A 13,486-nucleotide genomic window follows, 5' to 3' on the forward strand; every position below is an offset into this window, starting at 1 on the left:
GGCCGCCGAAGCTAAAGCCTGCGTACGTCTCGCTTATGAATTTGACGGCGTTTTCGCCAGCAGTGCGCAACCGGCGAAAGGCATCCCGCTCAGCGGGCTCGAATTGCGAACTGCAAACCGGGTTCGAGCGCTTGTTGTTGCTCGTACGCAGACCGCTTGCAACATTACGATACGGGTTTATACTAGGCCCGTCTCCTCCATGTCTCCTGATATGGATTCGGCCCGCTCGTCATCGAGCGGGCTTTCTTTTGGGGCTGTTCATCGCCGGCCACGGGCACTCACCAAAGGACTGCTAGCAACGACGCTTTCGCGCTCGCTGGGAAAGCGGCTGTTGGCGCGGTCGGGGGCGACGGTTGTCATCTGCCTCGGGCCTGCTAGTCGGTGTTATCGCATATATTGCCCGCGGATCTCCGATGTTCGCCCTTCGTTCAACGTCAATCTTTCATTGAGTTGAACTTAGGACGATTGGTCGAGGCAATGCGTCTTCACAGTCCGCCGGGCGGGCTGCTGTCTGGTCGCCCCGCCAACGTTCGGCACAAGGCGCGACGCAGAATCAATACGGGTGTGAGGTCGGTCGAGACGCGTGGACGCCAACGGGTTAAGCAGCGACCTGATTCAGATAGTATCGCTGCGTGAATGCTACAGGCGACAGGTAATCGAGACGAGCCTGCGTGCGCTGCCGGTTATAAAACATCTCGATGTATTCGCTGATGGCTCGCCTGGCCTCATCGCGCGTGGCGAAGCGTCGATGATAGACCAGCTCGCTTTTTAGCGTGCCCCAAAACGATTCGATCGGCGCGTTGTCAAAGCAGTTTCCTCGTCGACTCATTGACGCCTGCATGCGGAACTGGCCGACGAGATCCTGATAGGCGTGAGCGCAGTATTGGGACCCGCGGTCCGTGTGATGGATCAGGCCAGGAGCGGGGCGCTGCGATGCAACCGCACGGAACAGCGCCTGCATAACCAGATGCTTCGTCATGCGCTCGCTCATGGCGTAGCCGACCCGCTCGCCACTAAACAGATCTTTCAGGCCGGCGAGGTACAGCCAGCCCTCGTCAGTCGCGATATACGTGATGTCGCCGCACCAGGCCTGATTCGGCGAGGTTGCAGTGAAATCCTGGTTCAGCAGGTTCGGTGCTACCGGTAGGTCGTGCTTCGAATTGGTGGTCGCCTTGAACTTGCGTTTCTGCTTGCAGCGTAGTCCAAGCTTCTTGCGTAGCCTTTTTATGCGGTGAACACCGAGCCGCACGCCGTGCTCGTCAAGGTGCTTCTGCAAGCGTTCGGGCCCGAAGCTCTCGCGCGTACGCTGATGCGCCGCGAGCACTTCGGCCTCCAGTCGCGGCTCCTGCTGTGCCCGCAACGACGGCGAGCGCTTGCGCCACGCGTAATAGCCGCTCACGGAGACGCCCAGCAGCCGACACATCGGCGGCACCGGATAGTCCTGTCGCATCTGGTCAATAACGCCGTACTTCACCGCGACTCCCTCGCAAAGTACGTCGCGAATTTTTTTAATAAATCGCGCTCCATTTTAACTTCGGCCAGCTCCCGCTTGACTCGTCCGAGTTCAGCTTCGATTTCCGTCAGCGGCTTTTGATGCTGACCTACACGCTCCAGCTTGCCGGCCTTCGCAGCACGCACCCAGTTTGCCAACGTCTTCATTGATATCGACAGCCGACGCGCAGCCTCCGATACGCCAACGCCCTCGGTCATTGCAAGCTTCACCGCCTCTTCACGGAACTCCTTCGTGTAGACGGCTTTGGGGATTCGATTCATGTATGCCTCCATTCCTCAATTTTACGGAATGTTGGCGTCCACTTTTTCCGACGGGCCTCAGTGCTCCGCACTGATTTACTTGCACCAGCCCGAACCTTAGTCGCCCGTGCAACGCACCGTGTCCAAACCTGTTCAGCGTAGTGACAAGGAGTAGCATCGCGCCAAGCGATGCTCACCGTCCGGTCGTTCAGTCGCTCGAGCAAATGAATGCGTGCGTTTGTCGGATCCGTACATGGCTCTGCGGCGCGTCGCCCGAGTCTGCGGTCGTGCAGGCGCAACCTGCCGCCTATTGAATAGATCCTCAATGATGCGTCCCAGACGGCAGAACCTGCATCGGTCAACCCGCCGCCGCGACTGCTCAGCCGTTTGCCATCCATGTCGCCTCAAATTTGGGCTCGGCCCACGAGCCGTGCAGCATTTGGCTCTGCGTTGGCACATCAGCGAGTTAATGCAAGGTCACGTTCTCACGAAAGCAATGGACCCCGTAAGACATCCGCACTGAGCGCCAACCTTCTGCGCGATCATCCCCGGTAGGTCGAGAGTCCACCGTTCCTAAACTGGGCGAACCCGAATGCGGCGTCCACATGGTTTTCTGGCCGCCCTCGCCATGTAGACGAGCGTCGGCACGATAAATCAACTCCAGATCCAAAGCTGGTCGGTCTAAGAGAACGCCGTGGCGCCGTCCGAACGAGTCCTCGCGCTTCCATCATCTCCTCCGCCGCCTGTTCCTGACGACGCCCTCTTGACTCGTTGAGCCCGGGCGGGGAGTTGTACCTTGATGTTGCCGCTGGTCCATTCTATGCGTCTAGGCGGTAGCCGTTGGCAAGTGATCCCTGCCATGACTGTCCACACTTGGGCTGATCGGTCGTCACCTCCCGGTCATGCGCCGCGCATGAAGAACAGCATCCGCGCTCCCCGTGATCAGCGGGATATCGTGGAAGATGCCATCCGCATTTCTAACGGGTAAGTGCTTGCCTTGCTGTAGACCGAAAACCAGGAGATGTGCAGCCACCGCAGCAAATAGTAGGACGCCCGCAGCCTTCGAAAGGCGCGGTACACCGGCTCAGGAAACCGGCCTCCCCTCGGAAGCCACGGCTTCTTCGGCGCGCTGACGTGCTTATCCGACGACTGCAGCGGTGCGTGGAGCGCGTGCGCCTTCTCGGCTAAGGGGCAACCATACACCCTGCACAGCGTGATGCCCACGTCGACGAAATTCGTGTAAAGCGTCTCGTCATGTTTCCGTGCAGAATAGCGAGCTTCTGCACGTGCTTGTGGAGAACTCTTCGAGCGTCATGCGACGATCACGTGTTCGCGCCGCCACGCGAAGCAACAACGAAGGGTTCCTTCTCGCTCATCGGCTGCTCCCCGCAGGAAACCCGACGTGCCGATGAGTGCACCGCATCGCACTATTGTCTGGAATACTCCTCCGCTCACGCTAAAATCCTATATCTTGCGACGGAGGCGGAAATGTCGGACCTCGAAGAAGACGGTGGGATCGTGAAGCACTATGTTGGGATGTTCTGCCAGCTCGGAGTGAAAAGCGAGAGCGGCGAAGACGTGTCGCGACGCGTGTCGATTCTCGTTGAGAACGCCGTCAAGCATATCGACATTTGGCAGAGTGGCGAACCGACGAACAATAAGGCGAAGCTTGTTGCGCAATTGAGAATCCGCGCGCAAATGTTGGCTCGAGAAGCTCCAGCGCAGTCGAAAGTATTGAAGGATGCTGCCGGGCTACTGGAAGACTTCTGAGTCGCTGGGTGCGCCGGAGGCTGGACGATTGGCGGCGGCCCCGTGTCGGGTGTACGTCGCCTTCTTCGGCCGACCATCCTACGCTGCGCGACATGAGAACGCGCTGGCCGTCCTATTATAATTGACGCTGTCCATCCGCGGCCGTCACACGCGGCGCTTCGATCCCGCCTTCGTCCAGACGGGTCTTCCATGTATCAAGTGCCCCCGATGCCGACGCGCTTGACGGCTTCCGGCGGCTCTTGCCCCGCCGGCAGCAAGCGGCCAGCTCGGATTCGGTTGCGCATCGCTCGTTCATCTTGCCAACGAAGAGCATCCTTGATCAAGATGATGATCATATAACTTAAAGCGAGAAATCAGTTGGCATGATTCGGTACAACTCAATAATTCTGCCGCCCTGTCTTAGTTGACCCGTGCATCGGCGCGATGAGCGCATGCAACTGCTCGATCGTGAAGGGCTTGCGCAGCGACGCACAATCGAATCCGGCTTCTTCGGGCGTAGGAGCATCTCGGCCGGAGGCGAAGACAATCTTGATGCTCGGATCGCGCTCACTAGCAGCTTTGGCCAACTCAATGCCCGACCGACCTGGAAGGACGATATCCGTGAGCAGTACGTCGATCTTCGCCGTCGTGAGGGCGTGCATTCCTGCCTCCGCGTCGGCAGCTTGGCGCACGTCATAGCCCATGCTGGTCAACAGTTCACTCATCGCCTCCCGCGAGCTATCGTCATCGTCCACCACAAGTATCGCGAGGTTCGCTGGTGCGTAGGACTGCTCCCAGGACGTCGAGTGCGCTGACGCTGTTCCGCGGGACGAAGGCACATCAACCGTGCGGGCGGGTCCGAGCATCCGCCGAATCTTCGATGCGAGTTGTTCGCGACTATAGGGTTTGCTCAGCAGGTGCACGCCTTCGTCCAGCCGGCCACCATGCACAATGGCGTTCTGGGTGTATCCCGAGGTAAAAAGAACCTTTAAGTGCGGTAGCATCCGGGTCGCGAGTTTCGCGAGCTCAGTGCTGCGCATTGTGCCGGGCATTACCACGTCCGTGAAAAGAAGGTCGATGTGGATCCCGCTTTGCACGACCACGAGCGCGCTCTGCGCGTCGTCGGCCTTCAGTACGGTATAACCGAATTGTCTGAGCGTTTCGACCACGGTTGCCTGAACGCGTCTGTCGTCCTCAACGACGAGGATGGTCTCCGACCCGCCGGCGAGCACCGCCGGCTGCCTGGCTTCGATCGCAGCGGCTTTCTCCATCGAGCGGGGTAGGTAGATTTTTACGGTTGTCCCGTGCCCAGGTTCGCTGTAGATCCTGGCGTGACCTCCGCTTTGCTTGATGAAGCCATACGCCATGCTCAAGCCCAAACCCGTGCCTTGCCCTTCGGGCTTGGTCGTGAAAAACGGCTCAAAAGCGCGCTCGAGGACATCGCGCGTCATGCCCGTACCGGTATCAGTAATGGCGAGCAGCACATATTGCCCCTCGCGAACGTCATCGGCGAGCGCGCTGTAATGCGCATCAAGCATTGCATTTGACAGCTCCAGCGTCATCTTGCCGCCCTCCGGCATCGCGTCGCGCGCGTTGATCGCTAGGTTCAATACCACGTTTTCGAGGTGGTTCGGGTCCACCAGCGTATTCCACAGCCCGCCGGCAATGACGGTTTCCACGTCAATCACCTCGCCCAACGCCCGCCGGAGCAGGTCGTCCATGCTGCGAAGCATCAGAGCCAGATTCACGACCCTGGGCTCCAGTGCCTGGCGGCGTCCGAACGCGAGCAGTTGGGAGGCAAGGTTGGCGCCGTGCTCGACTGCATCGATCGCTTTGTGCAGGCGTTCTCTGCTCCAGGCATCGCGGCCATGGCGGCCTTCGAGCAATTCAAGATTGCCGCGCAACACCTGGAGCACGTTATTGAAATCGTGGGCGACGCCACCCGTCAGTTTGCCGAGCGCCTCCATCTTCTGGCTCTGGAGCAGCGCTGCACGGGCCTTTTCGAGTTGTTCCTGAGCGGTCTTGCGTTCCGTGATGTCGCGTGTGATCTTGGCGAATCCGACAAGATCTCCCTCTTCGTCGCGGATCGCATCAATCACGACGTTGGCCCAGAACCGGCTGCCGTCTTTTCTGACCCGCCAGCCCTCGGTCTCAAACCGCCCTTCCGTCGCGGCTGTATGTAGGCCGTGTTCTGGCAGACCTTCAGCGGCGTCTTCCGCCGTATAGAACCGCCTGAAGTGCGCACCGACCACTTCACGAGCTTCGTAGCCCTTGATGCGAGCGGCGCCCAAGTTCCAGTTCGTCACCAGTCCCTCAGGCGAAAGCATGAAGATCGCATAGTCAGTTACCCCTTGGACCAGCAGCCGGAACCGCCGCTCGCTTTCCGTCACAGCCTCATGCGCCAGGCGTTTGTCGCTCGTGTCCCGCACAATCTTGCCGAAGCCAATGAACGTACCGTCGGCCGCAGTAAGCGCTGTGATGTGCACACTGGCCCAGAATTTCGTGCCGTCCTTGCGTACGCGCCACCCTTCTAAATCGTATCGGCCGTGCTCCCGCGCCTCGCGCAGCGCCGCAGCCGGAACGCCGTTGCGCTGGTCTTCTACTGTGTAAAAGACGGAAAAGTTTCGCCCAAGGATCTCGTCAGCCTCATAGCCTTTGATGCGTCGCGCGCCAGCGTTCCAGCTGACTACCTCGCCGCGGCCCGTCAGCCTGAAGATTGCATACTCCGAGACATGCGCGATCAACAGCGATTGCCATGTTGAGTCGATGTCGTGATCGTTGTTCTGCATTAGCCCCCTCGTTGAATAACGACGTCCCGGCGAAGACTACGAGACTGCATGCCTCTGCTCTGAGCGCTGTCCCGAAGACATTCTAGACCACGTACATTGTGCCCTAAGCCTACGGCGCGAAGAAGCAGCCGGCACGCGACGCGAAAACGCTAGTTCATCGTCCGCAATAGCCCATGGCATGAAACCATCTACATAGCTATCTACGCTCAGCCTCGCGGCGAGTCGCACCGCCTCCACGCGAGCTCCGCCATCGGCCAAAGGCATCGCCGATTGCCCACTTTGCTGATACCTTGTTTAACCTCGCCGGTGCCGCTGGCGTTGGGCGTGGGCGACAACCCCAGGCAGCCGGCCAGTTCCCGACGGTCGCGAAATTGCCGCAGCCAAAAAGCTCGCTAACCCGCGTAGAAGCGCTGCCTGCACCTATGCTGGCAAGTCGCGCCAGCAGCGCCATGCCGGGATTCGCGCCGCTTTCACCTGTTGCTCCTGTTCAGCTTCGCGGCGGCGGATCTGTTGGCGTAGCATTTCGAGCCGCTCACATTCGCGCTCGATTTCAGCACGCGGGCCACGGGCTGCAGATCGCGCTGTCGGGCCCACAAGGGTCTCCAAACTCGACCGCCGACATGCACGGTGTCGGCGACCACGCGGAATGTCACCGCCGTGAGCAACCGTCGCCCGTGCTGCCGGCTCGACGCACGAAGGGGCTCCGCGGGTGCGGTCGAGCCATGGGCGAGCGCGAGTTGCTCCAGCATGTCGAGCATGCTGTTGAGATAACGCTCCATCGCACCGGGCGTCGCCGCGTGCGGATCCTCGACGGGGTCGTAATAGCTGCGTGCGATCACCGCGGGTGGGATGCGCGCTGCACGTGCGCGCGTAGCGCGTGAAATCCTTGGTCGTTCAGGCACGGCCCCCGTCCTCGTCGTCGCTCTCACCCGCGTCGTCCTCGGCACGGGGCGGCTTCTTCGGCGGTTGCCGACACGGCGGCGGCGCCAGACTCGTCAGCCCCAGCCGGATGAGCGCCGCGTTGGCCTGCGCCATGAAGATCTCTGGCCACGTGCCGCACAGAAATTCGAATGCCGGACATGCTGGGCGCAGCACCTCGGCAAGCCGCTCATTTCCCGGGGCGAAGGCCCACGCGCCGTCGTCGCTGTGGTCGTGATCCGAGTGCGTGCCACACATCACGCGCTGCACCAGCGCGACCGCGCCCCTCTCAGCGATGAAGTCGAACACCGGCGCAAAGCGGGCGTCTTGAGTGAGCGCGCCACCGAAGGTTTCGACGAGTGCGATCATCACCGAAAGTTCGAGGCGAGACGGCTTGATCGGCAGCAGCGGCACCGCATCCCCGTGAGCAGTCAGCCATGCCGCGGCCGCCCGGCGCTTCACGGTAATCGCCTCGTCGAGCTCGAGGACGACGCGCGCGACCGCTGCCGTGGGCGCCTGACTAGGCCAGCGCTCATATTCGCCGGCGCCGCGCCGATCCCTGTCATCGGCCGGACAATCGTCGCTGCCTTGTGCCACACGCTCTGCCCTCTCTGATAAGTCAGAAAAGCCCCATTTTACCCCTGAAATGCTATCCCGGTAATGCTTAGGATTCTTACTGAAGTCAGACGGCGCATGGGTTCGCATTGGCACGACGTGAGATACGGTCAAGTCTGGTGTTTGAGCGGTTGATGACCGGCGACGTCAGGCGGCGAGTTTCTGCCGAACCGGTCCATCGTCTTGCACCGGTTCGCCGTCCTTGAAGGCAATGCCCTCATGCAACAGCTTGATCGGATGCACAGCGACCCATCGTCGCGCAGCAGGGGCGTCATGCCTGTCCCGAGGTTTCGTCGAAAACGCCGCGCCCGATGACAATGATTGCATATTCCAAGGCGTTCCGTTGAGCCTCGGAGGCACTATCGGACGCTCGGGAGGAATGCGGCAGATGCCAGTCGGCGAGTACCTCGCCGCCCTTGTCGATGCGCACGATTGCGACGTAACCGTCGGGCGAGGACGTTCGCGTCTGCAGCTCAAGGGTTGGGAACGTCAGAATGCCAACTGTATAGTCGCCCCATGTTCCTGATGTACGTCAAGCATCGGACGACTCCAACACCCGGAAGCATGCTGTCTTGCCCGGGCAGAACTAATCTGATTTAGTTTGATTTTGTTCGGGTCCAATCGGTTTCAATCTGGATGGGCCACTGCCGTATCTCGTCGCGCCTAGGGATCGTCGGCCCAAGCATGTCTGCGTCGGGAAGCGACGCAGCCTTCCAGCAGTAAGAGATGCCAGCGTGCGACATGCAGCGCTCATCAGGGCGATGGCCAGACCTCCTCTCAAGTTCGCGTTCCCACTTCGATGGGCCGTACTGGATTCGAACCAGTGACCAACGGATTAAAAGTCCGCTGCTCTACCAACTGAGCTAACGACTCGATGGCCTCGATGCTCTAGCCGATATCAATCGTGCGGCTCGCGGCGCGCGTCGGCTGTGATTTCGGCACCGCCCGTGTTCGGCTGCACGATATTGACGGGCCGGCCATTGACCGATGTCACCGTGAACGGGCCGCTGCTGTCCTGCGGCGCCAGATGGAACCAGCCGGCGGTCACATAGAGATTCTGCAGGGATTGCGCGTGGCTGGCCGTGGCGGACGAGGCAAGCGCGGCGCACAGGACCATCAAACGAGATGCTTTCACGGGACGTCTCTCCTGCATCGCATTCGCTCGGGAAGACCCATCGTACGCGCGGGGATGCCGGATACGATCGGGATGACTATCGATTGCTCTGCCGTTCGAGGCGTGATACCGCGTGCTTCCGCACTTCAAACGGCGTGCGCTTCGCTCGTCTAAAGGTGGACGACACGCTGCCAGGAGCCACCGATGGGATTCCGCGATCAGTTGACCGAACCGGGCTGCATGCCCGAGAGTGCGAGCGCCACGTGCCCGGCCGCACCGCCGACGATCGTCACGGGCAAGCTGCTCGCGATCGCGGGCGAAACCCGGGACGCGCTGGTCATGATCGAGCGCAACGCATAGCCTCAGGTCGTGCGCGCCCGCGCCACGGTCGATCTGCACGCGGCGCATATTGGCCAGACCGTGGTGCTGGCCTTCGAGGCGGGCGACATGACTCGCCCCATCGTGCTCGGCGTGCTGCGCGGCCAGTCCGGCTGGCCGCTGCCCGACATGCCGGCACAGGTCGAAGTCGAGGCGGACGGCGAGCGCATGCTCGTGCGCGCCCGCGAGCAGCTCGTGCTTGCCTGCGGCGAGGCGCGCATCGTGCTTCACCGCGACGGCCGCATCGACATCAAGGGACACAGCATCGTGAGCGAGGCCGTCGCGGTGAATCGCATTCGCGGAGGGCGCATCTCCCTCAACTGATGCGTTCGATGCCGACCCAACCGGAGCCCGCGCGATGACCTCTGCGTCACAGCCATACCTCGGCTTCGAGCCTCGCGAAATCTCGACGATGCCCCATCGCGCGGTCATCGACGAGCACGCGAGCGAAGCGGCCTTTCTGTGGCGCCTGCGCACGTCGGCAGCGGATGCGCCGCATTACACGCTGCTTCACTTCCACAAGCTCGACATGCGTCTCATCGCGCATCTGTGCGGGCTGGAGATCGCGGGCGCCGCCGGCTTGCGCGCGGCGCAGCGCAATCTCGAGGACGCCGGGCCGGGCACGGTGTTCGTCGCGGCGTTCGTAGCCTTCGCGATGCTCGAACCGAACGCGATGGCCGAGGTCCTCGCGCTGCTCGCGAACGAGCCGCGTTTCGAAAAGCCCGTGCGCACCGCGCTCGCCTGGCAGCAGGAAGGCGCGATGCGCGCGGTGCTTGCGATCATCGGCCGGTCGAGGCACGTGCAGCACAGAAAGCTCGCGCTCGCGGCGGCCATCGCGCGGCGCCAGGCGTCGTTCGCCCGCCTGGACACCGCCTTGCGCGACGACGACGCCGGACTGCGCGCCATCGCCCTGCGCGGCATCGGCGTGCTGGCGCTCAGGAGCCAGGCACGCGAGGCGGAGGCCGCGCTGCGCGACCCGGACCCGGCGTGCCGCTTCTGGGCCGCGTGGACGCTCGTGCTCTTCGGCGATGCACGGCATTGCCCCGCGCTCATGGAAGCCGGCGACGTCTTGCCGCCGCTGCGCCTCGCCGCGCTCGACATGTCGATGCGCCGCGGCGATCCCCGCTGGATTCGCGGCACGATCCGCGCGCTCGCATCGAACGACGACGAGCGCAGGCTCGCCCTGCGGGCCGCGGGCGCATTCGGCGATCCGGCGAGCGTGCCGTGGCTGCTCAATCATGCCGACGACCCGGCGTGCGCGCGCGCAGCCGGCGCGGCGTTCTCGCTGATCACGGGCGCGGATCTCGACTATGACGGCCTGAAGCGCCCGGCTCCCGACGATGCGCCCGAAGCGACCCCGGACGACGACGATCTCGACTGGCCCGACCCGCCGCGCGTGCATGCATGGTGGCAGGCGCAGCGCGGCCGGTTCACGGCCGGCACGCGTCATCTGCGCGGCCAGCCGGTGTGCGCCGCGCAGGCTCGCCGCGTTCTTTCCGAAGGCTACCAGCGCCAGCGCACGGCGGCGGCGCTCGAACTCTCGCTGAGCGATCCGGCGCTGGGTCTTTTCCCCGTGCGCGATCGCACGGACCGGCAGCACGAGAGACTACGCGGATGATCTTCGTCAACGAAACGACCTGCCCCGCAAGCTGGACCGTGGGCTATCAGCGCGATGGACGCGAACGGCTCATCGTCGTCGTGAAGGGCACGTTCACCTTGCCGGAAAACGGCGAACCCACCGTGCTCGCACCGCAGCAGCAAGCGCTCGTGGAAGCGGACCAGTTCATCGGCGAACCGGGGTATTCCGCGCCGTTGCGGGAGACCGACTACGCGCACTGCAAGACCGCGTGCGACGTTCTGCTGCTCGGCAGCGCCCATGCGCCGGGCCAGCGTGCCGCCTTGCGCGTGCAGGTCGGCCTGCAGGTCGGCGCGATGACGAAACGCTTCGACGTGACCGGCCCGCGCGTGTGGCACCGGCGGCTTGGCACGAGCGTCATGGCCGCCAGCGCGCCCGCGGCGTTCGAGCGTCTGCCGATTCACTACGGCACCGCGTTCGGCGGCGTCGACCGCAGCGAGGAGAAGCGGACCGGACGCGTCGACACGTTTCTTCCCAATCCCGCCGGCAGGGGTTTCGCGCGTCATCCGGCGAGCCTCGACGGACAGCTTCTGCCCTTCACGTCGGAACACGGCAAGCCCGTCACGCAGGCAGAGGCACGCTACACGCCGATGGCCTTCTCGCCGATCGGACGCAACTGGCTGCCGCGCAGCCGGTTCGCGGGCACCTACGATCAGCAGTGGATCGACAACACCGCGCCGTGCTGGCCCGACGATTTCGACGACCGCTACTTTCAGGCGGCGCCGCCGGACCAGATCATCGCGTTTCCGTGCGCACCGCTCGACGTGCGGCTGTCGAACCTGACGCCCGATGGCGACCGGCGCTTCACGATTCCTCACCGGCCGATGCCGGTCACGTTCATTCCGTATCAGGGCCGCGACGTCGAGCGCGACGCCCTGCTCGACACCATCGTGCTGGAACCCGACGAAGCGCGCTATACGCTCACATGGCGCAGCGTGCTGCCGCTCGGCAAGAGCATTTTCGATGTGCGCGAGGTCATCGTCGGGGAGCGCTCGCGGGCGGCGCGCATGACGCGGCGCTTCGCGGGCAAGCCGTGGTATCCGAGTCTCGCCGATGCCGTGCGCGCGCTCGACCGGCGCAAGGGAAGCCGGTCATGACGCGCGTAGCCGTGCTCGCAAGCGGCATGGTCACGGCGCTCGGCTTCAACGCGCCCGCGACGCTGGCCGCGTTGCGCGCGGGCGTCAGCGGCATCGAACAGACGTGGCTCGCCGACACCGAATCGGGCGTGCCGCTGCGCGGCGCGAAGGCGCGCTTGCCGCAATGGTGGGACGGCGTCGGCAAGCTCGCGAACCTGCTCGCGCCCGCGATCCATGAGTGCGCGGCCGCCGCGCATCCGCTGCCGCTGCGCGAGATTCCGCTGCTCATCGGCATTGCCGCGCCGGGGCGGCCCGCGCGCCTCGCGCAGCTCGACGAAGGCCTGCTCGACGAACTGCACGACCGTCTGCGGCTCGCGCGGCATCCGCATACGCGCGTGTTCGCGCACGATCAGGCCGGTTGCGCGCTTGCGCTGCTGCACGCGCAGGCGCTCATCGACGAGGGCGTGGCGACGCGCGTGATCGTCGCGGGCGTCGACAGCTTCCTGAGCCAGCCCGCGCTCGATATCTACATGCAGCGGCGGCGCGTGATGACGCAAATGAACTCCAACGGCTTCTTCCCCGGCGAAGCGGGCTGCGCGGTGCTCGTCGCCGGTGCGGAAGGAGTGCCGGCGCGCGCGCTGGTGATCGAAGGCGTGGCCGCCGATACCGAGAGCGCGACGATCGATTCGACGAATCCGCTGACTGCGCGCGCGCTCACCCGGGCGATCCGCGAGGCGCTCGCGCGCGCCGGGATGCGCATGAAGGACATCGGCTACCGGCTGACGGATCTTTCGGGCGAGCACTACAAGTTCAAGGAAGCGGCGTTCGCGTACAACCGTTTTAAGGATGACGACCGAAGCGGCCCGCTTGCGCTGTGGCATCCGATCGAATATCTGGGCGAGATCGGCGCAGCCATCCTGCCGTGCCTGCTCGCGCAGGCGCTGCACGCCGCGACGCTGCGTTACGCGCCCGGCCCTGTCGCGCTGTGCCATATCGGCAGCGACGCGGGCGAGCGTGTGGCGATTGTCGCGCGCATGAACGAGGAGCCGCGATGAGCAAGAACGTTTTCGCCAATGGACGCGAGGTATCGGCGGGCAAGGACGGCAACGAGTCGCTCGCGATGATGCCCGACGTGTGCCTGTCGCCGCCGAGTCCGCCGGCGGGGCCGGTGCCGATTCCGTATCCGAACTTCGCGAAGGCGTCGGATATCAGCAATGGCACGCGCTCGGTGAAGATCGGCGACGAGCAGGTCACGATCAAGAGCACGTCGAACTACAAGACGAGCACCGGCAACGAAGCGGCGACGAAGTCGCTCGGCATGGGTGTGATGAGCCATCAGATCACGCATCCGAGCTACTTCGCGGCCTGGTCCTTCGATGTCAAGTTCGAAGGCGAGAACGCCGCGCGGCAACTGGATCTGACGACGGGAAACCATACCAGTTGAGGTGAGTATGACGAC

The 13,486-nt window shown here is 63.4% G+C and carries 14 protein-coding genes and 1 tRNA gene; 7 read left to right on the forward strand and 8 right to left on the reverse strand.

The features are described 5' to 3' along the window. Positions 1-598: 598 nt before the first annotated feature. Both ACEN42_RS39140 and ACEN42_RS39145 read right to left on the reverse strand, forming a co-directional pair. Positions 599-1,773 (reverse strand): IS3 family transposase gene (locus ACEN42_RS39140; RefSeq protein WP_371884442.1). Its coding sequence is split into 2 segments (ribosomal slippage): positions 599-1,503 and positions 1,503-1,773, totalling 1,176 coding nucleotides; the frame shifts between segments, so codons are not numbered across the junction. Then, positions 1,770-2,150 carry a DUF3331 domain-containing protein gene (locus tag ACEN42_RS39145; RefSeq protein WP_371884447.1) on the reverse strand — a complete coding sequence of 127 codons (381 nt, stop codon included), beginning with the start codon at positions 2,148-2,150 and terminating at the stop codon, positions 1,770-1,772. Before ACEN42_RS39145 ends, ACEN42_RS39140 begins: the two co-directional genes overlap by 4 nt. Before the next feature lie 1,090 nt (positions 2,151-3,240). Between ACEN42_RS39145 and ACEN42_RS39150 the strand changes: the two genes are divergently transcribed. Then, positions 3,241-3,522 (forward strand): hypothetical protein, encoded by a 282-nt coding sequence (locus ACEN42_RS39150; protein WP_371884448.1) that lies wholly within the window; start codon positions 3,241-3,243, stop codon positions 3,520-3,522. A 377-nt stretch (positions 3,523-3,899) separates the two neighbouring features. On the opposite strand, the gene ACEN42_RS39155 is transcribed toward ACEN42_RS39150, so the two are convergent. The 6 genes from ACEN42_RS39155 to ACEN42_RS39180 all read right to left on the reverse strand — a co-directional run bounded on the left by ACEN42_RS39155 (position 3,900) and on the right by ACEN42_RS39180 (position 8,958). Beyond that, a complete protein-coding gene (locus ACEN42_RS39155; protein WP_371884449.1) occupies positions 3,900-6,290 on the reverse strand; it encodes a PAS domain S-box protein in 2,391 nt (796 codons plus the stop codon). A 206-nt stretch (positions 6,291-6,496) separates the two neighbouring features. Then, complete coding sequence (locus ACEN42_RS39160; RefSeq protein WP_371884450.1) at positions 6,497-6,625, reverse strand: hypothetical protein; 129 nt, start codon at positions 6,623-6,625, stop codon at positions 6,497-6,499. A gap of 135 nt (positions 6,626-6,760) precedes the next feature. Beyond that, entirely contained in the window at positions 6,761-7,129 is a 369-nt protein-coding gene (locus ACEN42_RS39165) for a hypothetical protein (protein ID WP_371884451.1), read from the reverse strand. A gap of 55 nt (positions 7,130-7,184) precedes the next feature. Beyond that, positions 7,185-7,805, reverse strand: coding sequence for a hypothetical protein (locus ACEN42_RS39170; RefSeq protein ID WP_371884452.1), 621 nt, complete (start codon positions 7,803-7,805; stop codon positions 7,185-7,187). A gap of 818 nt (positions 7,806-8,623) precedes the next feature. Then, positions 8,624-8,696 (reverse strand) — tRNA-Lys (locus tag ACEN42_RS39175). Positions 8,697-8,721: 25 nt separating this feature from the next. Continuing rightward, entirely contained in the window at positions 8,722-8,958 is a 237-nt protein-coding gene (locus tag ACEN42_RS39180; RefSeq protein ID WP_371884453.1) for a hypothetical protein, read from the reverse strand. Positions 8,959-9,141: 183 nt separating this feature from the next. Here ACEN42_RS39180 and ACEN42_RS39185 point away from each other — a divergent pair, with 183 nt between their 5' ends. The 6 genes from ACEN42_RS39185 to ACEN42_RS39210 are packed head-to-tail and all read left to right on the forward strand — an operon-like array spanning position 9,142 to position 13,471. Next, positions 9,142-9,297 carry a hypothetical protein gene (locus ACEN42_RS39185; protein ID WP_371884454.1) on the forward strand — a complete coding sequence of 52 codons (156 nt, stop codon included), beginning with the start codon at positions 9,142-9,144 and terminating at the stop codon, positions 9,295-9,297. A 9-nt stretch (positions 9,298-9,306) separates the two neighbouring features. Beyond that, the gene (locus tag ACEN42_RS39190) at positions 9,307-9,639 is read left to right on the forward strand and encodes a DUF6484 domain-containing protein (protein WP_371884455.1); all 333 of its coding nucleotides are present in this window, start codon (positions 9,307-9,309) and stop codon (positions 9,637-9,639) included. Between the two features lie 34 nt (positions 9,640-9,673). Continuing rightward, positions 9,674-10,933: a TIGR02270 family protein gene (locus tag ACEN42_RS39195; protein WP_371884456.1), complete on the forward strand. Its 1,260-nt coding sequence runs from the start codon at positions 9,674-9,676 to the stop codon at positions 10,931-10,933. Beyond that, entirely contained in the window at positions 10,930-12,048 is a 1,119-nt protein-coding gene (locus ACEN42_RS39200) for a DUF2169 domain-containing protein (RefSeq protein WP_371884457.1), read from the forward strand. Before ACEN42_RS39195 ends, ACEN42_RS39200 begins: the two co-directional genes overlap by 4 nt. Next, the gene (locus ACEN42_RS39205; RefSeq protein ID WP_371884458.1) at positions 12,045-13,082 is read left to right on the forward strand and encodes a hypothetical protein; all 1,038 of its coding nucleotides are present in this window, start codon (positions 12,045-12,047) and stop codon (positions 13,080-13,082) included. Before ACEN42_RS39200 ends, ACEN42_RS39205 begins: the two co-directional genes overlap by 4 nt. Then, positions 13,079-13,471 carry a DUF4150 domain-containing protein gene (locus ACEN42_RS39210; RefSeq protein WP_077160612.1) on the forward strand — a complete coding sequence of 131 codons (393 nt, stop codon included), beginning with the start codon at positions 13,079-13,081 and terminating at the stop codon, positions 13,469-13,471. Before ACEN42_RS39205 ends, ACEN42_RS39210 begins: the two co-directional genes overlap by 4 nt. Positions 13,472-13,486 lie beyond the last annotated feature (15 nt).

The organism is Caballeronia sp. S22, assembly GCF_964261745.1.
In the GTDB taxonomy this organism is placed as follows: domain Bacteria; phylum Pseudomonadota; class Gammaproteobacteria; order Burkholderiales; family Burkholderiaceae; genus Caballeronia; species Caballeronia jiangsuensis.